A 19,332-nucleotide genomic window follows, 5' to 3' on the forward strand; every position below is an offset into this window, starting at 1 on the left:
GGCGGCGCCGATCGCAACGACAAGATAGGGCGGCGACATTTCCGGCAAAATAGTATTAAATCTCCGATCATACCGGAATGAAACGCTCGAATGGATTCACGCGATGGATCGCCTCAACGGCCTTCTGGCTTTCGCCCGCACCGCAGAGCTCGGCAGCTTTGTCGCCGCCGGCCGGGCGCTGGGAATCTCGGCATCCGCCGTCGGCAAGAGTGTCGCCCGACTCGAGCAGGAGCTCGGGGTGCGTCTCCTGCAGCGCAGCACGCGACGCATAGGTCTGACCGAGGAGGGCAAGCTGTTCAACGAACGCGTGCGCCGCATCCTCGACGACATCGACGATGCCGAGGCGATGCTGTCGCGGACGCGCGAGACGCCGCATGGGCGGCTGCGCGTTTCGACACCGATCGTCACCTATCATCTGCTTTTGCCGGTGCTTTCGGAATTCATGGCGCGATATCCGGAGATCGAGCTCGATATCGATTTCAACGATCGCATCGTCGACATCATCGAAGAGGGCATCGATGTCGCGATCCGAAGCGGCGAGTTGCCCGATTCACGATTGGTATCGAGGCCGGTTGCGCCCTTTCGCATGATCTTATGCGCGGCCGCTTCCTACCTCGACCGCCATGGCACGCCCGGCACGCCAGCGGATCTCGCAGCGCATTTCGGCATACACTTCCGCTTTCTCAACAGCGGCAGGTTGCTCGACTGGCCGTTCATTACCGGGAGCGCGGCACCACAGATACGCTCGATGCTGACCTGCAACAACATGGAGGCATTGAAGGGCGCCACGATCGCTGGTCTGGGCATCGCCTGCATGCCCGATTTCCTGGTGCGGGGGGCGCTGCATGAGGGAACGCTGCGCACCGTGCTTGACGACCATGTCGACGGTCGCGGCCAGTTCCGCATGCTGTGGCCATCCAATCGCCACCTCTCGCCGAAGGTTCGCGTCTTCGTCGATTTCCTCCCCGAGCGGCTTGCGGCCGGACGGTAGGTTTCGCCGGGCCAAGGCTGCGACGATGGTCAGTAGGTCGCGCGTCCGCCGGAAAGGTCGAAGGTGGCGCCGGTGGTGAAGGAATTCTCGTCCGACAGCATGAAGGCGACCATGGCGGCCGCCTCCTCCACTTCGACGAACCGGCCGCGCGGCACCTTGCCCAGCATGTAGGTCACCTGGGCCTCGGTGAGCTGTTCGAGGATACGGGTGCGGGCGGGCGAGGGCGTCAGCGCGTTGACGGCGATGTCATGTCCGGCGAGTTCCTTGCCGAGCGACTTGCTCAGCGCCAGGACGCCCGCCTTGGCCGCCGAATAGGCGGCTGCGTTGGGATTGCCTTCCTTGCCGGCGACGGACGCGACGTTGACGATGCGGCCGTAGTTTCGGTCGATCATGCCGGGCACCAGGCGCCGGCAGCAGTAGAAGACGCCGTTGAGGTCGATATTGACGATCTGGCGCCAGGCAGCGGGGTCGTAGTCCACCACGGTCGCCGCCGGTCCGGCGATGCCGGCATTGTTGACGAGGAGATCGACGGATCCAAGCGCGCGCTCGGTTTCGGTGGCGGCGCGGTCGACGGCCTCGATCTGCGACTGGTCGCAAATGAAGGTTTCGACGCGGCCAAGCGGTGCAAGCTCGGCGACGGCGCTCTTCATCGCTGGCAGATCGATGTCCCAGATGGCGACGCTTGCGCCCGACGACAGCAGGCGCCGGGCAACCGCAAGGCCGATGCCTTGTGCGCCGCCCGTCACGACGGCGACGCGGCCAGAGAGATCAACGGCGTTCAAACGGCGGTTCATTGGCTTCTTCCTCCCCTTGCGTTGATACTGCGGATCAGTCCTTCACGTTTCGCGCCACCAGCTTGGCGACGCTTGGACCAATGAGCAGCACGACGAGGAAACGGGCCGACTGCAGCGCCATGACGAAGGAGATGTCGACGTTCTGCGCCGCGGCGGCGATGATGGCGACGCTGTCCATGCCGCCGGGGCTGGTCGCGAGATAGGCGGTCAGCGGGTCGATGCCGAGCACGCGGCTGATGACGAATGCCAGCCCGCCGCAGAATGCGATCAGCGCCACGATCGAGGCGATGATCTGCGGCAGGGCGCGCGCCGCATGACGCAGGATCGGCCGGGTGAAGTTCAGTCCGATCGACCAGCCGACCATGGCGTAGCTGATTGCGAGCAGCCAGGGCGGCAGTTGCATCGGCACGCCGAAGCCCAGATGGACGACGGCGCCGAAGATGAAGGTGCCGAGGAAGAAAGGCGAGGGCAGTCTCAGCTGCCTTCCGAGCAGGCCGCCGACGATCGCGATGCCGATGGTGGCGGCGAAGGCCACGGGATCGATCGGCGGAAACCACACGACAGGCGGCACTTCGACACCCGATGTGTCGACCCACATCTTGGCGACCAGCGCCGCCGTCATCGAGACGAAGATGACGCGCAGATATTGCATGAAGGCGACGAGTCGCTGGTCGGCGCCGAAGGCGCCAGCCATCAGCACCATGGCGGTGGCCGCGCCCGGCGAGGAGCCCCAGACGGCGGTGGTGCCGGGCAGGATGCGCCAGCGGCTGATCAGCCAGCCAAGCAGGCTCGAGGCCGCGACGGTGGCGATCACCGCAACGAGGAAGAGCGGCCATTCGACATAGAAGACCGGAAAGATGTCGGCCGAGATCGAATTCGCCACCAGGCAGCCGACCACTGCCTGGGCGGAACCGAGCAGCAGTCGGGGCACACGCACCGTGGCGCCGTTGGTGCCGGCCAGGATCGCGGCCATCATCGGGCCGATCAGCAGCGCCGCCGGCAGGGCGGCCAGCTCCAATGCACCGGCAAAGAGCAGCGAGAACACCACCAGCGCCAGCCACTGCTGTGGCGCGCGCAATCGCGCCATGCGTTCAACGGGTGGTTGCTCTGGTGAAGAGTCCATGTCCGGCTCTTAGACCGGGCGCGGACAAATGCGAACCCGCTTGTCGAAGAAATTCCTTGTCCAGGCCGTCAACTGGACTTTTCCGGTGCAGGAAGGCCGAAGCCGCCGACCGGATGGGTCTCGACCTGGAATTCGAAGCCGGCAATGAAGGGACGCGCCTTGGCGATCGCCGCCTGGACTTCCGGCAATTGCAGCGAGGCCTTGTGGCTCGCCTGGTCGGTCCACACTTCGGTGACCCAGATCGCATCGGCATCCACGGGGTCGGTGGCGATTATGTAGCTCAGGCAACCAGGCAGGGCCACGGTACTTTCACGCAGCACGTCCATGACCGCGTCGCGCTGGCCGCGTGCTGCCCGCATCTTGCCGATCAGTCCGAACATTCCCTGTCTCCCTTTCAGCGCTTGGCGTTTGGCCAAACGCCAATTGCTTCAATCTCATTCATGCATGTCGTTTCCCAAAACCGCTGCGCGCTTTTGGGCGACATGCATTAGGTTGCGCGAAGAGTATGCCGGTCTCGGCTCACTGCATCAACTGGCCGCCATTGACCTCGATCACCTGGCCGATGATGTAACCGCTCAAGAGGTCGGAGGACAGGAACAGATAGGCTCCGACGCAATCCTGCGCCGTTCCGGCACGGCCCTGAGGTATGGTGGCAACCATGGCCTTCATCTGCTCGGCACTCGAATAGCGTTCATGGAACGGCGTCAGGATCGTGCCAGGCGCCACGGCGTTGACGCGGATGCCGAAACCGATCAGCTCCTTGGCCATGCCGCGCGTCACATTCGAGACGAAGGCCTTGGACGAGCCGTAGAGGCCGGCGCCGCCGCCGGCGCCGTTGCGCGCGGCGATCGAGGAGGTGTTGATGATGAAGCCACCCTGGCGCTTCAGCCAAGGGATCGCCTTGCGCGAGGCGGTCAGCACCGATCGCGCGTTGAGATCCATCACCGCGTCATAGTGAGCTTCTGTCTGGTCGGCATAGGCAACGCGGCCGAGCATGCCGCCGGCATTGTTGACGAGCCCGTCGAGCCGGCCGAAATGTTGCGCGCTCTGCTCGACCACGCGCTCGACGTCGGCGGGAACCGAAAAATCGCCCTGGGTCAAAAACACTTCGCCGCCGCCCTCGCGGATGGTCTTGGCCAGCGTTTCGGCTGCTTCCCGGCTCGAATTGTAATGCAGTGCGACGCGGCATCGTTGCGCGGCGTAAGCGAGGGCGAGCGCGGCGCCGATCCCGGTCGAGGCGCCGGTGACCAGCACTGCCTTGCCGGCAAGGTCGGGAATGACAAGTGCGGTCGGGTTGGCTGGCATGTCGATACCTCCGGGATTTGCGCGGGCAATTGGTAGACGCTTGCCGGCCAGGCGTTCAAGTTCAAGCGAGATCAGGGCCGGAGATAGACATAGCCCTGACGCTGCAGCTCCGCGAGTTTGACGACGCCGCCCTTGTCGGCGACCTGGAAGCCTTCGAGCAGATCGGCCAGCGTGATGTCCATACCCTGCATGGTGTTGCCACAGGCCTGCGGCACGAGCCCCTGCTGGACGAGGCCGGCAAACCGGCTGGAGGTCGCGCCGGACGCGCTCTTCGTCTTGAAGGCGGCAAGGGCCGGACCATGCACGACCAGCACGATCTCGACATTGCCGCCGGTGCCCTCATAGTGGTTCTTGATATTGCCGAGGACGAAATTGACCTTGTCGGCGTCGCTGAGGTGATAGGCGACCTTCAGCCGTTCCCCGCCCGTGGCGGCAGTCGCCTGGCGCAGACCGAAAAGGCCGGCCGCTCCGGCAAGACCGGCGCGGAAAATGTCACGGCGCAGCATCCCGTATCCTCCTCTGCCGCCGGCTTGCACGATTGGCGTGGCCGAGGCTGCGGACCTGGAGCGTTTCACCGTTTCAGGGAAACGGCGAACCGCTCTATCCCCTTGTTTCGACGCAATTCCGGACGGAAAACCGTTACACACTTTTCCCTGGAATTGCTCTAGACTAGCATAAATCTCGGTCACGTCCTGTCGGTGCTAGGAGGGATCACATGACGTCGTGGATGGTGGGGGGCGCGGCGCTGGGGGCCGTGTTGTTTCTTGTCGGCGAGGCGACTGCCGACGATGCTCTCAAGCTCACCGAATTGAGCCCAAATGGCGCCGATGCCTGCTTCGGGCGCGTCTATGATGCAGCCCATCTCAAGGCGCATCCGCACCAGAAGGTGGCACGCATCTTCTTCTATTACGGCCACGACCCGGTTAGCCGGCCGAACGAGGAGCCGAGCACCATGTCCGACGCCGCCTATAACGGCTTTCTCACCACCACCGTGCGCGGTGCCAAGAAGCCCGACTGGGCAGCCGGCTGGTGCAACAAGGAGGATCCGAGCGACAAGGCGAGCGGCATCCGCTGCGGCATGGAATGCGACCGCACGCTGGCCTCCCTCAAGGTCGACGACAAGGGCCGGCTGATCCTCTCCAACCTGCAGCCCGACGTGTATCTCGACGCCGGCGCGGAGGAGGATCTCGGCGAAGCGGAGTACAACAAGCAGGCGCTGGGCAGCGAGGACGACAATTTCCGTCTGGATCCGATGCCGGCTGACACCTGCAAGGCGGAGTTCGCGCGCATCGATCCGATCGATCCGGCGCTCGGGCCCCCGCTGCGTGAGCGATTGAAGCCCGACCAGGCCTTCTGCTACGGCCGCGACTACGATGACGCGCATCTGAAATCGCATCCCGGCCAGATGACGCAGTCGATCCGCGTCTTTCGCGGTCCGATCGAGCTCGCTTCCTTCGCCACCGGCGGCGACGCCGCCAACTGGCCCGACGGCGCCGACATCGCCATCTCGGTGACGACCAGGCAGAAGAGCGCCAAGGTCACGCAGACCTATTCCTGCCAGGGCGAGGCCGACCAGTGGCGGTGCTCGGCAAGCTCGAAGATGAGCGACTTTGCCTGCGACATCTCGCAGAAGGAAATTTTTCTCAAGCGCGGCGCCGGCGGCACGATGATGCTGGCCAACCCCAACAATGCGCTTGCCGTCGTTGACCTCTGCTCGAAGGCGGCGGACGGCAAGACCAAGTCCGACGACAAGGTCTATAGGCTCAATCCGATGCCGCAGTCGGCCTGCGCGCCGTGAGACATTTCGGGACGGATCGCCTTGTCCACATCGGTGCGATGATATATATTTTTGCTACATATCATAGGATTTGCTGGCGATGAACAAAGCAAAAATATTCTGGTCAGGCCGCTCGCAGGCTGTACGCCTGCCGAAGGAGTTTCGCTTTGAAACTGACGAGGTTTCGATCCGTCGTCATGGTCAGACTGTCGTTCTTGAACCTCTTCCCCAGGATTGGGCCTGGCTTGATCAGGTGATCGGGACACTTGACGACGATTTTGTCGATGCGGCGGAGGAAAGGGTAGAGGAGCAAAAACGGCCAGCTCTCGGCGACGTCTTCAAGTGATCTATCTGCTCGATACCAATGCTGTCATCGCCGTCATGAAGGGCGATGATGATTTGCTGACAGTGCTCAAGCGAAACAAGCCTCAAGATTTCGCGCTTTCGGCAATTGTCGTGCACGAGCTCTATTATGGGGCTTACAGAGGCCAGCGAACGGAAGAGAATCTCGCACGGCTGGACGCGCTTTTGTTTCCGGTACTCGAATTCGATCGGGAAGACGCGCGGCACGCCGGCGAGATTCGGGCGATGCTGGCGACATCGGGAACTCCAATTGGTCCCTTTGATGTACTTATTGGAGGCCAGGCACGTGCCCGCGGCCTGACGTTGATGACGCGGAATGTTCGCGAGTTCGAACGGATCGGGGGTCTGGCGATCGAGACTTGGTGAGTTCACGCGAAAGGCACCGCGGTGGTGCCCTTCGGCAGCTTCGCCTCGTCGTCCGGCTCGACATGGATGGTAACGCGCACGGAGGGGATCTCGGCCTTCAGCGCATCCTCGATCCGGTCGCAGATGACATGGCTGGCGCCGACCGTCATGTCGGCATCGACGACCAGATGGAACTCGATGAAGGTGGCGCGGCCGGCTATGCGCGTCTTCAGGTCATGCACCTCCATCGCGCCCTTCGAATTGGCCGAGATGATGTCGCGGATCTGCATGTGCTCTTGGGTGTCGACGGCGCGGTCCATCAGTCCATTCATCGACGAGCCGATGACATGCCAGCCCTGCCAGAGGATGTTGAGCGCGACGATCACGGCAAGCGCCGGATCGAGGATCTGCCAGCCGGTGAGGACGGCGCCGACAAGGCCGCCGAACACACCGAGGGACGTCACCACGTCGGTCATGATGTGCTGGCCGTCGGCGACCAGAGCCGGCGACTTCGCGTTCCGGCCTGAGCTGATCAGGATCCATGCCCAGATCGCGTTGATGATCGTCGCCACTCCGTTGACGGCAAGACCCGTCCAGGGCTGTTCCAGCGGGGCGGGGTGCTGCCAGGATCGCCAGACTTCGTTGAGAATCAGGAGGGCAGCGACGACAATCAGCACCCCTTCGAGCACGGCCGAGAAGTATTCGGCCTTGTGGTGGCCGAAGGGATGGTCCTGGTCGGCGGGCTTGTAGCTGACCTGGATCGCCCAGAAGGCGGCGGCCGAGGCGATGACGTTGACGATGGATTCCGCCGCGTCCGAATAGAGCGCGACTGAGCCTGTGATGTACCAGGCGGCGACCTTGAGAGCGAGCACGACGCCGGCGACGACGATCGACCAGAAGGCCAGCCTTGCCACCTTCTGTCTGGTCGCGGCTTTCACCGCGGCTGCCGTCGTGTCTTCCGTTGCGGCCATCGTTGCTAGGCAGCCTTTTCCTTGGCCTTGCGCGGCAGATGCGCAACGATGTTCTCGATGATGCGCATGCCTGCATTGTGGCCGAGCGTCATGATCGATTCCGGATGGAACTGCACGGCGGCGATCGGCTCCTTGCGATGCTCGAACGCCATGATGATGCCGTCCTCGGTCTCGGCCGTGACCACGAAACCGTCGGGCAGGCGCACCGGATCGGCGAAGATCGAATGATAGCGGCCGACCGTCACCTCCTTGGGCAGCCCCGAGAAGATGATGCCGGGCTTGGAGACGCGGACGCGCGACGGCTTGCCATGCATCGGGATATGCAGCTGCCTCAGCTCGCCGCCATAGGCCTCGGCCAGCGCCTGCAGACCGAGGCAGACGCCGAAGATCGGCAGGTCGCGGCTCCTCGCCCTTTTGATGGTAGCCGCGCAGTCGAAATCCCTCGGCGTGCCGGGGCCGGGCGACAGTACGACGAGATCCGGCTTCAGCCGCTCGAAGACCTCCTCCGGCACCGGCGTGCGCACGGTCGAGACATTGGCGCCGGTCTGGCGGAAATAGTTGGCGAGCGTGTGGACGAAAGAGTCCTCATGATCGACGAGCAGAATGTTCACCCCGTCGCCGACGCGCGCGGTGGTGCGTTCGGCGCCGGTGGCGTTGCCGGTCTTGGCGTCGCGGATGGCGGAGAGCATGGCGGATGCCTTCAATTCGGTTTCGGCTTCTTCTTCCTCGGGAACGCTGTCGAAAAGCAATGTGGCGCCGGCGCGCACTTCGGCGATGCCGTCCTTGATGCGTATGGTGCGCAGCGTCAGCCCGGTGTTCATGTCGCCGTTGAAGTTGACCATGCCGATCGCGCCGCCATACCAGGCGCGCGGGCTCTTCTCGTTCTGCTCGATGAAGCGCATGGCCCAGAGTTTCGGGGCGCCGGTGACGGTGACCGCCCAGGCATGCGACAGGAAAGCGTCGAAGGCGTCCATGCCTTCGCGTAAGCGCCCCTCGATGTGGTCGACGGTGTGGATCAGGCGCGAATACATCTCGATCTGGCGGCGGCCGATGACGCGCACCGAGCCGGGCTCGCAGACGCGCGACTTGTCGTTGCGGTCGACGTCCGAGCACATGGTAAGCTCGGACTCGTCCTTTTTCGAATTAAGCAGCTTCAGGATCTGCTCGGAGTCGGAAATAGCGTCGTCGCCGCGCTTGATGGTACCGGAGATCGGGCAGGTCTCGACGCGGCGGCCATTGACGCGCACGAACATCTCCGGCGAGGCGCCGATCAGATATTCGTTTTCGCCGAGATTGATGAAGAAGGAATAGGGGGAGGGGTTGATCGTCTTCAGCTTACGGGAGATGTCGGCGGGCTGGGTTTCGCAGCGTTCGTAAAACATCTGACCGGGCACGACCTCGAAAAGGTCGCCGCGCTTGAAGCTCTCCATGGCCAGGCGCACCAAATTGGCATATTCACCCGGCTCGTGGTCACCGCGCGGCGGGATGCGGTCGGCGGTCCTGAACGGCTCGGCGGCGCCTTCGCGGGTCAAGCCCTCGGTCGAAAAACCCTCGCCGGAATAGTCGTAGCGGTCGGTCCAGGCCCTGGTCGAATAGTGGTCGACGACCAGGATCTCGTCGGGCAGGAACAGCACGAGGTCGCGCTGGCTCTCTCTGCGCTCGAGCTTGTAGTCGACCGGATCGAACTGGAAGGCAAGGTCGTAGCCGAAGGCGCCGTAAAGGCCGAGATTGGCGTCTTCGGCGGTCTTGAAGAGCGCGGTGATGGCGCGCAGGACGGTGAAGACGGACGGAACGCGGCTGCGCTCCTCCTCGGTGAAGACACGGCCGGGCTTGGCGACATCGAGACGGATGAGCCTTTTGGAGCTCTCGGCGATCGACACTTCGCTGAGCTGGCCAAGCGCTTTGCCGATCACCGGCAATAGCACCTCGCCACGGGCGTTCAGCGCCTCGATGCGCATGGCGCGGCCGCGTGCCGAGATCACCAGCGGCGGGTCGATGATGGCCGTGTCCCAGCGCGTGTAGCGGCCCGGATATTCGTAGTTCGAGGAAAACACTGCGCCGCGGCGGGAATTCAGGCCTTCGACATAGGCGTCGATCGCGCCTTCGTAAGGCCTGTCATGGCGCTCGCGGGTGATCGTCACCCCACCCGCGGTGACGAAGCGCTCCGCTCCGTTGTCCAGAACTTTAATCGTCATTGCCGTCTCCATCAGCGTTTTGGGCAACGGACCCGGGAATGGCTTGAAAAAACAAATGGCCGCCCGGACATTCCGTTGCGGCCACCCTCTTCTTTACGCACACGCGTTCGAACTGGCCGCTGTCAGCGAGCCCACCACCAAACGGTCTTGTTCGAACGCATGTTCATGGCGACTCCCATAGCGGCGAATGAAGGCCTGCGCAACTGGATTTCATGCGGATGGTGAAAGCCGCAGGCCTTTGTTTGACGCATGTCGTTCTCCCAAAACCGCTGCGCATTTGGGCGACATGCATCAGTCCTCCAGCGTGCCGGAGCGCGCGTCGGCGCTCTTCTTGTCGCCGGCGAGCTTCAAAAGGTCCTCGCCGGCGCGGATGATGCGGCGGGAACGCCTGGTCAGGATGAAGCCCGATTGCGGCGCGAACACTCCGGTGTGGCCGCCGACTTCGCCAGGCGCATTGACGATCGTCGCCAGCCTGTCACCTTTCTTGACGCGGTCGCCGGGCTTGACGTCGTAAAGGATGGCGCCGGCCTTGGGCGAGGGCATCATGTCGATGTTTTCCAATGGCACGACGGCGCTGCTGAAACTGCTCGCCTTCGGAACGGAAGCATCCTGAATGACGCCGCGCGTCACCAGCAGGCGGTAGAGGCCTGCGGCATCCGACCCGGCCAAGGCGGCGTCGACGTCCAGCATGCCGCGATATTCGACCGTGGTGACGACGCGGCGGTCGAAACGCGCGACGCTCGGCGGCACGTTCTGGTAGGGCATGATCGAGGCGCCCTCGAAGGTGCCGCTGCTGTCCTCGCTCCACAGCACGACGGCATCGGCGCCCATGGCGGCCGCGCAGTCGGCCATATGCGGCCACAGGCTGGTGTGGACGTAAAGATAGGCAAGGCCCTCGTCGTCGCAGTGGAGATCGAGCACTATGTCGTTGCCGAGCGAAAGCTCGACGAGCTGGTTCTTCAGCCGGCGGTCGGCGCCGCCAAGGCTGACGTCCGGCAACAGCTTGGCATCGGGTGCCGCAAGCAGCGGAAAAGAACGATTGAAGTTGGTGCGGGTGCCGAGATTGAAGCGGCCCTGATGCTCGCCGAAATGATACTGGGCGCGGCCGATCGGATTGGCCCACGGCACCACGGTGACGGCGCCCCTGATGCGGCCTTCCGCTTCCGCCTTCGCAAGCATCGGCATCAGAGCGTCGATGGCGACGACGCCCGGCAATTCGCCGGCATGGAGCGCCGCCTGCAGATAGGCCCAGGGTGCTGCCTTGTCCGTGCCGTCGAAGCGGAAAACCGGGAATTCGTATGCAACGCCTTCGCTGTCGCCGGCGATGCGCTCGATCGTCTTTTGCATGAAGTGCCTCCGATGTGAGGCCAGACATGCATGTTTGCGGTTCGGCTGTCGAGTGGTCCAGCAGCGCCGGGCGTCGGCGCAGCGCAGCCGTTCGGCCGGCTGGGTCCGCAGCGCAGTGCGCGGTTGAGCGCCAGCGCAGCCCAGCGGCTTGAAGCGGCTTGTCCAGCCTCAGGCGAGCGGCTTCAGTTCCTGGGCGATGGTCGGCAGAAGTTCCGAGACATTGGGGTGGATGTGCATGGCGCGCGCCAGCGTCGAGATCGGCGCCTTGGCGTACATGAGGTCGAGCACCGAGTGGATCGCCTCGTCGCCGCCCGGGCCGAGGATCGAGCAGCCGAGGATTTCGCCGGTGTCGGCATCGGCCAGGATCTTCATGAAGCCCTGCGTCTCGCCCTTTTCGACGGCGCGGCCGACACGGGTCATCGGCCGCTGGCCGACGAGCGCTCGGCGGCCGGATTTCTTCACCGCGGCCTCGGTCATGCCGCAGCGGCCGAGTGGCGGATCGACATAGAGTGCATAGGCCTCGATGCGGTCGCTCACCCGGCGCGGATCGTTGTCGAGCAGGTTGGCGGCGACGATCTCGTAGTCGTTGTAGGAAGTATGGGTGAAGGCGCCCTTGCCGTTGCAGTCGCCCATCGCCCAGATTCCGGGCACGCTGGTGCGCAGCTGGTCGTCGACGACGACGTAGCCGCGCTGGTCGACTTCGACGCCGGCCTTGTCGAGGCCGAGGTCGTCGGTGTTGGGGACGCGGCCCAAGGCCAGCAGCACATGCGAGCCGACCGCCGGCGGCTTGCCGGCGGAGAAGGTCACGGCGATGCCGTTGCCTATCCTGGCGAAGGCGATGTCGTCGGCGCCGACATGGACGGCAATGCCCTCGTTTTCGAGGATCGACTGGATGGCGGCCGAGACATCCTCGTCCTCGCGGCCGGTCAGCCGCGGCGCTTTTTCGATCACCGTGACCTCGGAACCGAAACGGCGGAACATCTGCGCGAATTCGAGCGAGATGTAGCTGCCGCCGACGACGACGAGATGGCTGGGCAGCACATCGAGATCCATCATCGAGGAATTGGTGAGATAGGGGACGTCGTCGACGCCGGGAAGGTCGGGCACCGATGCGCGCCCGCCGGTGTTGAGGAAGATTTTTGGCGCGGTCAGCAGATCGTCGCCGACGCGCACGGTGTTGGCGGATACGAAGCGCGCATGACCACGGTAGAGCGTGCATTTCTCCATGCCCGCGATCCAGGTCTCCAGCCCAGAGCGGGAAGCGCCCGACACCTTGTCCTTGCGCGCCTTGATTGCCTTGTAGTCGACGCCGACCGGGCCGGAGAGGGTCACGCCATAGTCGGCGGCGCGGCGGGCAAGATGGGCGGCATAGGCGCTCGCCACCATCGTCTTGGTCGGGATGCAGCCGGTGTTGACGCAGGTGCCGCCGACCAGCTTGCGCTCGATCAGCGCTACGCTCATGCCGGCCGCAGTCAAGCGGCCGGCGAGTGGGGTGCCGGCCTGACCTGCACCGATAATGATGGCGTCGAAGACCTTCGCGCTCATGCGACCGCCGCCACGATAAGCAGGCCGCCGATGATCGCGACCGCGTCCTCGATGAAGGCTGCGGGTGGGTCCTTGCCGAACGCGGCTGCCAGTCTCGAACGGGCTTCCGCGCCGCCCAGCGTGCCGATGACCGCGCCGATCGCGCCAGCAATGAGGCCGCCGATGGTCGCGCCGGCGGTCGCGCCGATCACCGCGCCGGTGAAGGCGCCGATGACGATGCGGGCGCCGAACTGCTGCGGCACCTTGCGGCTCGGCGTCGACGGCAACTGGTCGGTGACGAGCTCGACGATCGCCAGGATGGTGAAGATGCCGACAGCGATCCAATGGCCCATGAAGCTCGCCCAGGTGCCGGCGACCGGCAGCCAGCCGAGCCAAGCACCCCACGCGACTGTCGCCGGCGCCGTCATGGCGCGTAGGCCGGCAACCCCGCCAATCAGCAATGCAAGAATGTAAAGCATGATCGACCCCCTCAAATCCGGGACCTCGCACGGCCCCGAGACGTAAGGCTAGCATAGGCCGGGCTTTTGGCCACGGCTTTTCCCTAAAGCGCGTGGCGATCTTTCAGGTTCGCTCCATGCGCTTTAGGTTTTTTGATTTTACGCATGTCTCCGAAACCGGTTCCCACTTTCGGGAGACATGTTTCAGGGGCGAATTGTGCTTTGGCAGCAGGCAGCATCGGAGGAGCGGCCATGACGACAAGCGAGCGCATGAAGATGGCGGCGGGCGAATGGTACACTTGCCTCGACGCGGAGCTGGAGGCCATGCGCGTCGCCGCGCGCGACGCGGTGTTCGAGCACAACGGCCTGTCGCCCCGGCAGCGCGGCGACATAGGCCCGGCCTTGCGGGCGCTGCTGGGCGGCGCGGGCGAGGGCGCGCATCGAGAGAGGATTCCACTGCGCCTACGGCTTCAACCTGTTCCTCGGCGATGGCGTCTTCCTCAACACAGGCTGCACCATTCTCGATACCGCGCCGGTGCGCATCGGCAAGGGAGCCATGCTTGGTCCCAACGTGCAGATCTACTGCGCCGAGCATCATCGGGAGGCCGCTGGGCGGCTTGCCGGACTGGAGATCGCCAAACCGGTGACGATCGGCGACAATGCCTGGATCGGCGGCAGCGCGGTGATCCTCGCCGGCATCAGCATCGGCGAAGGCGCCATCGTCGGAGCGGGCGCGGTGGTGACGCACGACGTGCCGGCCAACATGACAGTGGTCGGCAACCCGGCGCGGGTCGTTACAAGAGGCTGAGTGCGTCCGATACCTGAGCGCTTCGAGAGAACTCGCGCCGATATTGCATCGGCGAGGTCCTGAGCCGCGCGGCGAAATGCTGCCGCAGCGAAGTGGCGCTGCCGAAGCCGGCCTCGAAGGCCACCATATCCATCGACTTGTCCGTCTGTTCCAGCAGCCGCTGCGCCAGCGCCACGCGCTGGCCGGCCAGCCAGTCGCCGAAGCTGGTGCCGGTCGACTTCTGGAAGCGGCGCGTGAAGGTGCGGCGGGTAAGGCCCGCTGCTTCGGCGACGCTGTCCAGGCTGTGCGCGTCGCCGAGCGTCGCCCGCACCTCGTCCAAGGCCTTGGCGAAGCGGTCGGCGGTCGGCGTCGGCGCGAGCGGGCGTTCGATGAACTGGGCCTGTCCGCCTTGCCGATGCGGCGAAAGCACGACGTGGCGGGCAAGCCGAAGCGCCGCCTCGGCGCCATAGCGGGCGCGCACGATGTGCAGGCAGCAGTCCAGCCCGGCGGCGACGCCGGCTGAGGTGACGATGTCGCCGTCGTCGACATAGAGCACGTCGGCGTCGACGGCGATATCGGGATGAAGGGTCTTGAGCTGATCTGTATAGGCCCAGTGCGTGGTCGCCTTGCGTCCCGCCAGCAGTCCGGCGGCGGCAATGGCGAAGGTGCCGAGGCACAGGCCCACGATCAGCGCGCCACGTTCGTGTGCCCGTTCGAGCGCATCCTTGAGCGGAGCGGCCAGAGGCGCGTCGAGATCCTTCCAGCTGGGGATGATGACGATGTCGGCTTCGTCGAGCGCCGAAAGATCATGCGGGACCGAGATGGTCAAACCGGCATCGGTATGAATTGGCCCTTGTTCGGCCGCGCAAACACGGAAGTCGAAGCGCGGCAGGCCGAGCTTGGTACGGTCCGCGCCGAAAACCAGGCATGGCACGGAAAGATGAAAGGGGCTGATGCCGTCGAATGCGACGGCGGCGATGATCGGATTGTGCATGGCAGACACCATTGGGTTGCGGCAACAGTGTCCCAATTCTTTCGAATAATGTCAACTGGGCCACTTTCTGCGAGTGGATATCCGGCCTAGCTTTGCGCCCATCAACCCGTTCGAAAGGAAAAAGCCATGTCAGCATCAGCCACCCAGCCGCGCCGCGCGCTCGTCGTCGTCGATGTCCAGAACGACTATGACGGCTGCAATCTCGCCATCCAGCATCCGCCCTTCGCCGACAGCGTCGCCAATGTGGCGCGCGCCATGGACGCCGCCACTGCTGCCGGCATCAAGATCGTCGTCGTCAAGCAGATGGCGCCGGAATCAGCGCCGTTCTTTGCCAAGGGCAGTCATGGCGGCGAATTGCATCCCGAGATCGCGAGGCGCACGCGCGACCATTATGTCGAAAAGACGCTGCCTTCCGCCTTCACCGGCACGGACCTCGAGGACTGGCTGCGCGCCAACCACATCGATACGATCGCGGTCGTCGGCTACATGACGCATAATTGCGATCTGTCGACCATCATCCATGCCGTGCACATGGGCTTTGCCGTCGAATTCCTCTCGGACGCCAGCGGTTCGGTGCCTTACGCCAACAGCGCCGGCCACGCGTCAGCCGAGGATATCCATCGGGTGGTGAGCGTCGTGCTGCAGTCGCGCTTCGCCGCCGTGCTGAAGACCGCCGAATGGATCGATTGCCTGAAGACCGGCCCCCTGCCGGAACGTGACACCATCTATGCGTCCAACCAGCGGGCGCTGGCACGCAACGCCGCCTAAAGCGCGTCGCGATCTTTCAGATTCGCGCCATGCGCTTTAGGTTTCCGATTTGACGCATGTCTTTGTCCCGAAACCGGTTCAGCAACAGGCGCCGCGGCGATGCGGCGCCTGTTGCTTTGGCATGAAAATTCATGAGGCGCGTGACCCACTTCACAGAAGTCCAGCCGGCACTTCCAGAGAGTGATGCCGCATTGGTAAGCGCGGTTGGCCGGGGGCTGGATTGGAAGCGCGCATTGCACGAACCGTGGTTGTCCTGACGCTTGCCGTCGGAGCCGCGCTGTTGCCGTGGCCCGCCTTCGCGCAAGTTCCTCCACACGCGCCAGGGACCATCTGCTTCACCCAGTTCTTTTGGTGCTGGGCGCAGCCGCCCGGGCCTCCCGGATATCCATGCGGGTGCCCGTCGCAATATGGCTACGTGCCCGGGGTTCTGGGCTAGCGACGCGATGAGTGAGAGCCGACGTCGATGACCGCTCCTGTTGATCCTCTTGTGACCGGGCTGCTGAAAGACGCGAAGCTGGTGGCGGACTATGGTCGCTATGGGGTCTTCAAGGACAATTCGCTGTTCGCGGCCATTGGCGATGCCGAGAAGCTTGGCGATGTGACGGCCAGCCAGCCGGCGGTGGTCAATCTCCAGAAGGTCTTGAACGACTGTTCGGGTGTCGTGCCGTTTTCCACGCTGGCGGCACTTCGTTCCGGGTGGTCGCCTGGCGACACTTCGCGCAGGGCCGCGATAGCAACCTATTTGCTGGTGGCGCTGTCGGTGATCCTGATGGTGATCACAGGCAAGATGACATATGTCTACAACAGGGGCGTCTACTTGAGCGCCGAGCTGCAAGACATAAACAAGGACAATTTCAGCGTTCGCTTCGGCCAGGCGGTGCGCCAGGTCTGGACGACGCAGAAGCAATTGCGATCGGCCGCATCGGGCGGCCTGTCGCAAAGCGACATAAATCTTCTTGAGGATGTCTACTACAACGCCGAGGACAGCCTTCATTTGCTCGACCAGCGGTTCGTCACCCTTTGGGCGAATTCCCAAAGCTTCATGACCCGAGAGGCGCGTTTCCCGATCTGGGGGATGCAATCGGCCTATTGCAAGGTGCAGTCGCTGGTAACCGCGGGCGCGGCGGGCAATGGTGGTCAGACCTACGATCCGCAGCAGGCGATCACAAACCAGCTTTGCAATCAGGAGGTGGCGTCGGCAAAGTCGGAATATGCGGGACCGGTGGGCGGGGCACCGGGAGGGGGAAATCCAGCTTGCGCGCAACCCGGCACTCCCGCTGGCAAGGAGCCTGGCGGCGCCGCGTCGGCAGGCGCAAGCCCCAAGCTCGATGCGAACAGCGAGTATGAGGAGGCCACCCGCAGTCTTCAGTGCAGCGGCGTGATCACCCTTACCCCCAGTTCAATTTACATGATGACCGCGCAGATAGGAGGCCTCAACGCCGTCTTGAGCCCCTATGCGCTCTGGATACTGCCGGCACTTTACGGAAGCCTGGGCGCCATCATGTTTCACATGCGCATGATCCTGAACCCGCTGCTGCCTAACCCGACATTGGCGCGACTGGTTCACAGGGTCGTCCTGGGAGCGCTGGCGGGCATGGTGCTGGCCTGGTTCTTGGGGCCTGACACGAAGCTTGGCGGTCAGGCTTCAGCGATAGGCTTCAGCCTGTTCACCTTCGCCTTCCTGTTCGGCTTCAGCCTGGATATCTTCTTCACCCTCCTCGACCAGTTCGTCAGCACGTCGGTCGCAGGCATCAAGAAGTTCGGTTCCTCGACGGCGGCTTGAGGAATCCGGGCAAGCAAAAAGGGCGCCGCGGCAGCGCGGCGCCCTTGGTCATTCTCAGCTCGAAGAATGTTTAGAACAGACCCTCGATCTGACCCTGTTCGTTGAGGAAGATCTTTTCCGAGGACGGCGCCTTGGGCAGGCCCGGCATGGTCATGATCTCGCCGCAGATGATGACGACGAAGCCGGCGCCGGCCGAAAGCCTCACCTCGCGCACCGGCACGGTGTGGCCGGTCGGCGCGCCGCGCAGGTTCGGGTCGGTCGAGAAAGAGTACTGTGTCTTGGCCATGCAGACCGGCAGGTTGCCGTAGCCGGCCTGCTCCCAGGCATGCAGCTGGTCGCGGATCGACTTGTCGGCGATCGCCTCGTCGCCGCGGTAGATGCGCTTGACGATGGTGTTGACCTTCTCGAACAACGGCATCTCATCGGGATAGAGCGGCGAGAACTGCGAGGCGCCGGATTCGGCGATCTCGACCACCTTCCTCGCCAAATCCTCGATGCCGGCGGAGCCTTGCGCCCAGTGCCTGCACAGGATCGCCTCGGCGCCCTGCGCCTTGACGAAGTCCTTCATCGCCTGGATCTCGGCCTCGGTGTCGGTGGTGAAGTGGTTGATCGCGACCACCGCCGGCACGCCGAACTGCTTCACGTTCTCGATGTGGCGGCCGAGGTTGAGGCAGCCCTTCTTGACCGCCTCGATGTTCTCCTTGCCGAGGTCTTCCTTCTTGACGCCGCCATTCATCTTCATGGCTCGCACGGTGGCGACGATGACGGCGGCGGCCGGCTTGAGGCCTGCCTTACGGCACTTGATGTCGAAGAATTTTTCGGCGCCGAGGTCGGCGCCGAAGCCGGCTTCGGTGACGACATAGTCGGCAAGCTTGAGCGCCGTCGTGGTGGCGACGACCGAGTTGCAGCCATGCGCGATGTTGGCGAACGGACCGCCATGCACGAAGGCCGGGTTGTTCTCAAGGGTCTGCACCAGGTTGGGCTGGATGGCGTCCTTCAGAAGCACGGCCATGGCGCCGTCGGCCTTGAGGTCGCGGGCATAGACTGGCGACTTGTCACGGCGGTAGGCGACGATGATGTCGCCGAGACGCTTCTCGAGGTCCTTGAGGTCGGTGGCCAGGCACAGGATCGCCATCACTTCCGAGGCGACGGTTATGTCGAAGCCTGCCTCGCGCGGGAAGCCGTTGGCGACGCCGCCCAGCGAGCAGATGATCTCGCGCAGCGCCCGGTCGTTCATGTCCATGACGCGGCGCCAGGCCACGCGGCGGATGTCGATGCCGAGCTCGTTGCCCCAATAGATGTGGTTGTCGATCAGCGCCGAAAGCAGGTTATGGGCGGTGGTGATGGCGTGGAAATCGCCGGTGAAGTGGAGGTTCATGTCGTCCATCGGCACCACCTGGGCGAGGCCGCCGCCGGCCGCTCCGCCCTTCATGCCGAAGTTCGGGCCGAGCGAGGCTTCGCGGATGCACACGACTGCCTTCTTGCCGATGCGGTTCAGGCCGTCGCCGAGGCCGACCGTGGTGGTCGTCTTGCCTTCGCCGGCGGGAGTGGGGTTGATGGCGGTGACCAGGATCAGCTTGCCGTCCTTGTTACCCTTCACCGACTTGATGAACTCGGCCGAGATCTTCGCCTTGTCGTGGCCATAGGGCAGCAGGTGCTCGTACGGGATGCCGATCTTGGCGCCGATCTCCTGGATCGGTTTCTTGTTAGCGGCGCGCGCGATCTCGATATCGGACTTCACTTCGGCCATGACGGCTTTCCTCTGAAATGAGCGGTGGAGGGGAGGGCTTCGATCGCTGCATGATCG

At 64.0% G+C, this 19,332-nt stretch carries 18 protein-coding genes and 1 pseudogene; 7 read left to right on the top strand and 12 right to left on the bottom strand.

The window, feature by feature from the left end:
* Positions 1 to 103 precede the first annotated feature (103 nt).
* A complete protein-coding gene (locus QAZ47_RS12665) occupies positions 104 to 991 on the top strand; it encodes a LysR family transcriptional regulator (RefSeq protein ID WP_278207099.1) in 888 nt (295 codons plus the stop codon).
* A gap of 29 nt (positions 992 to 1,020) precedes the next feature.
* Here the strand turns inward: QAZ47_RS12665 and QAZ47_RS12670 are convergent, their stop codons facing one another.
* From QAZ47_RS12670 to QAZ47_RS12690, 5 genes are all read right to left on the bottom strand, one after another.
* A complete protein-coding gene (locus QAZ47_RS12670; RefSeq protein ID WP_278233800.1) occupies positions 1,021 to 1,773 on the bottom strand; it encodes an SDR family NAD(P)-dependent oxidoreductase in 753 nt (250 codons plus the stop codon).
* A 46-nt stretch (positions 1,774 to 1,819) separates the two neighbouring features.
* On the bottom strand, positions 1,820 to 2,908 hold the full coding sequence (locus QAZ47_RS12675; RefSeq protein ID WP_278233464.1) for an AbrB family transcriptional regulator: 1,089 nt from the start codon (positions 2,906 to 2,908) through the stop codon (positions 1,820 to 1,822).
* A gap of 68 nt (positions 2,909 to 2,976) precedes the next feature.
* Positions 2,977 to 3,288, bottom strand: a complete 312-nt coding sequence (locus tag QAZ47_RS12680) for a putative quinol monooxygenase (protein WP_278207101.1) — start codon at positions 3,286 to 3,288, stop codon at positions 2,977 to 2,979.
* A 139-nt stretch (positions 3,289 to 3,427) separates the two neighbouring features.
* Positions 3,428 to 4,213, bottom strand: a complete 786-nt coding sequence (locus QAZ47_RS12685) for an SDR family oxidoreductase (protein WP_278207102.1) — start codon at positions 4,211 to 4,213, stop codon at positions 3,428 to 3,430.
* Between the two features lie 71 nt (positions 4,214 to 4,284).
* Positions 4,285 to 4,719, bottom strand: coding sequence for a DsrE family protein (locus tag QAZ47_RS12690; RefSeq protein ID WP_278233465.1), 435 nt, complete (start codon positions 4,717 to 4,719; stop codon positions 4,285 to 4,287).
* A gap of 221 nt (positions 4,720 to 4,940) precedes the next feature.
* On the opposite strand from QAZ47_RS12690, the gene QAZ47_RS12695 reads away from it, so the two are divergent.
* From QAZ47_RS12695 to QAZ47_RS12705, 3 genes are all read left to right on the top strand, one after another.
* Positions 4,941 to 6,011, top strand: a complete 1,071-nt coding sequence (locus QAZ47_RS12695; RefSeq protein ID WP_347566953.1) for a hypothetical protein — start codon at positions 4,941 to 4,943, stop codon at positions 6,009 to 6,011.
* Between the two features lie 79 nt (positions 6,012 to 6,090).
* The gene (gene vapB / locus QAZ47_RS12700; protein ID WP_126098270.1) at positions 6,091 to 6,336 is read left to right on the top strand and encodes a type II toxin-antitoxin system VapB family antitoxin; all 246 of its coding nucleotides are present in this window, start codon (positions 6,091 to 6,093) and stop codon (positions 6,334 to 6,336) included.
* Complete coding sequence (locus tag QAZ47_RS12705; RefSeq protein WP_278233466.1) at positions 6,333 to 6,719, top strand: type II toxin-antitoxin system VapC family toxin; 387 nt, start codon at positions 6,333 to 6,335, stop codon at positions 6,717 to 6,719. The genes vapB and QAZ47_RS12705 overlap by 4 nt, the downstream gene beginning before the upstream one ends.
* A gap of 2 nt (positions 6,720 to 6,721) precedes the next feature.
* Here the strand turns inward: QAZ47_RS12705 and QAZ47_RS12710 are convergent, their stop codons facing one another.
* The 5 genes from QAZ47_RS12710 to QAZ47_RS12730 all read right to left on the bottom strand — a co-directional run bounded on the left by QAZ47_RS12710 (position 6,722) and on the right by QAZ47_RS12730 (position 13,214).
* Positions 6,722 to 7,669: a cation diffusion facilitator family transporter gene (locus QAZ47_RS12710; RefSeq protein WP_278207107.1), complete on the bottom strand. Its 948-nt coding sequence runs from the start codon at positions 7,667 to 7,669 to the stop codon at positions 6,722 to 6,724.
* A gap of 5 nt (positions 7,670 to 7,674) precedes the next feature.
* Positions 7,675 to 9,864 (bottom strand): anthranilate synthase, encoded by a 2,190-nt coding sequence (locus QAZ47_RS12715; protein ID WP_278233467.1) that lies wholly within the window; start codon positions 9,862 to 9,864, stop codon positions 7,675 to 7,677.
* A 291-nt stretch (positions 9,865 to 10,155) separates the two neighbouring features.
* On the bottom strand, positions 10,156 to 11,211 hold the full coding sequence (locus tag QAZ47_RS12720; protein WP_278233468.1) for a succinylglutamate desuccinylase/aspartoacylase family protein: 1,056 nt from the start codon (positions 11,209 to 11,211) through the stop codon (positions 10,156 to 10,158).
* 168 nt (positions 11,212 to 11,379) lie between these two features.
* Entirely contained in the window at positions 11,380 to 12,756 is a 1,377-nt protein-coding gene (locus QAZ47_RS12725) for an FAD-containing oxidoreductase (protein ID WP_278233469.1), read from the bottom strand.
* Complete coding sequence (locus tag QAZ47_RS12730; RefSeq protein WP_278233470.1) at positions 12,753 to 13,214, bottom strand: DUF4126 domain-containing protein; 462 nt, start codon at positions 13,212 to 13,214, stop codon at positions 12,753 to 12,755. Before QAZ47_RS12730 ends, QAZ47_RS12725 begins: the two co-directional genes overlap by 4 nt.
* Positions 13,215 to 13,445: 231 nt before the next feature.
* On the opposite strand from QAZ47_RS12730, the pseudogene QAZ47_RS12735 reads away from it, so the two are divergent.
* Positions 13,446 to 14,001 (top strand): annotated as a pseudogene (locus QAZ47_RS12735) (sugar O-acetyltransferase).
* Here the strand turns inward: QAZ47_RS12735 and QAZ47_RS12740 are convergent.
* Positions 13,988 to 14,974 carry a helix-turn-helix domain-containing protein gene (locus QAZ47_RS12740; protein ID WP_278074363.1) on the bottom strand — a complete coding sequence of 329 codons (987 nt, stop codon included), beginning with the start codon at positions 14,972 to 14,974 and terminating at the stop codon, positions 13,988 to 13,990. The pseudogene QAZ47_RS12735 and the gene QAZ47_RS12740 sit on opposite strands and share 14 nt — an antisense overlap.
* 126 nt (positions 14,975 to 15,100) lie before the next feature.
* On the opposite strand from QAZ47_RS12740, the gene QAZ47_RS12745 reads away from it, so the two are divergent.
* Both QAZ47_RS12745 and QAZ47_RS12750 read left to right on the top strand, forming a co-directional pair.
* A complete protein-coding gene (locus QAZ47_RS12745; RefSeq protein WP_278233471.1) occupies positions 15,101 to 15,742 on the top strand; it encodes a cysteine hydrolase family protein in 642 nt (213 codons plus the stop codon).
* Between the two features lie 463 nt (positions 15,743 to 16,205).
* Complete coding sequence (locus QAZ47_RS12750) at positions 16,206 to 17,525, top strand: hypothetical protein (protein ID WP_278233472.1); 1,320 nt, start codon at positions 16,206 to 16,208, stop codon at positions 17,523 to 17,525.
* Positions 17,526 to 17,595: 70 nt separating this feature from the next.
* Here the strand turns inward: QAZ47_RS12750 and QAZ47_RS12755 are convergent, their stop codons facing one another.
* Positions 17,596 to 19,275, bottom strand: a complete 1,680-nt coding sequence (locus QAZ47_RS12755) for a formate--tetrahydrofolate ligase (protein WP_278233473.1) — start codon at positions 19,273 to 19,275, stop codon at positions 17,596 to 17,598.
* Positions 19,276 to 19,332 lie beyond the last annotated feature (57 nt).

The organism is Mesorhizobium sp. WSM4904, assembly GCF_029674545.1.
Taxonomy (GTDB): Bacteria; Pseudomonadota; Alphaproteobacteria; order Rhizobiales; family Rhizobiaceae; genus Mesorhizobium.

What these genes read in the sequence shown, in the direction of transcription:
- QAZ47_RS12665 (WP_278207099.1), top strand. Translation starts at nt 104, where the DNA reads ATGGATCGCCTCAACGGCCTTCTGGCTTTCGCCCGCACCGCAGAGCTC.
- QAZ47_RS12675 (WP_278233464.1), bottom strand. Translation starts at nt 2,908, where the DNA reads ATGGACTCTTCACCAGAGCAACCACCCGTTGAACGCATGGCGCGATTG.
- QAZ47_RS12680 (WP_278207101.1), bottom strand. Translation starts at nt 3,288, where the DNA reads ATGTTCGGACTGATCGGCAAGATGCGGGCAGCACGCGGCCAGCGCGAC.
- QAZ47_RS12685 (WP_278207102.1), bottom strand. Translation starts at nt 4,213, where the DNA reads ATGCCAGCCAACCCGACCGCACTTGTCATTCCCGACCTTGCCGGCAAG.
- QAZ47_RS12690 (WP_278233465.1), bottom strand. Translation starts at nt 4,719, where the DNA reads ATGCTGCGCCGTGACATTTTCCGCGCCGGTCTTGCCGGAGCGGCCGGC.
- QAZ47_RS12695 (WP_347566953.1), top strand. Translation starts at nt 4,941, where the DNA reads ATGGTGGGGGGCGCGGCGCTGGGGGCCGTGTTGTTTCTTGTCGGCGAG.
- vapB (WP_126098270.1), top strand. Translation starts at nt 6,091, where the DNA reads ATGAACAAAGCAAAAATATTCTGGTCAGGCCGCTCGCAGGCTGTACGC.
- QAZ47_RS12710 (WP_278207107.1), bottom strand. Translation starts at nt 7,669, where the DNA reads ATGGCCGCAACGGAAGACACGACGGCAGCCGCGGTGAAAGCCGCGACC.
- QAZ47_RS12715 (WP_278233467.1), bottom strand. Translation starts at nt 9,864, where the DNA reads ATGACGATTAAAGTTCTGGACAACGGAGCGGAGCGCTTCGTCACCGCG.
- QAZ47_RS12720 (WP_278233468.1), bottom strand. Translation starts at nt 11,211, where the DNA reads ATGCAAAAGACGATCGAGCGCATCGCCGGCGACAGCGAAGGCGTTGCA.
- QAZ47_RS12725 (WP_278233469.1), bottom strand. Translation starts at nt 12,756, where the DNA reads ATGAGCGCGAAGGTCTTCGACGCCATCATTATCGGTGCAGGTCAGGCC.
- QAZ47_RS12730 (WP_278233470.1), bottom strand. Translation starts at nt 13,214, where the DNA reads ATGCTTTACATTCTTGCATTGCTGATTGGCGGGGTTGCCGGCCTACGC.
- QAZ47_RS12740 (WP_278074363.1), bottom strand. Translation starts at nt 14,974, where the DNA reads ATGCACAATCCGATCATCGCCGCCGTCGCATTCGACGGCATCAGCCCC.
- QAZ47_RS12745 (WP_278233471.1), top strand. Translation starts at nt 15,101, where the DNA reads ATGTCAGCATCAGCCACCCAGCCGCGCCGCGCGCTCGTCGTCGTCGAT.
- QAZ47_RS12750 (WP_278233472.1), top strand. Translation starts at nt 16,206, where the DNA reads ATGACCGCTCCTGTTGATCCTCTTGTGACCGGGCTGCTGAAAGACGCG.
- QAZ47_RS12755 (WP_278233473.1), bottom strand. Translation starts at nt 19,275, where the DNA reads ATGGCCGAAGTGAAGTCCGATATCGAGATCGCGCGCGCCGCTAACAAG.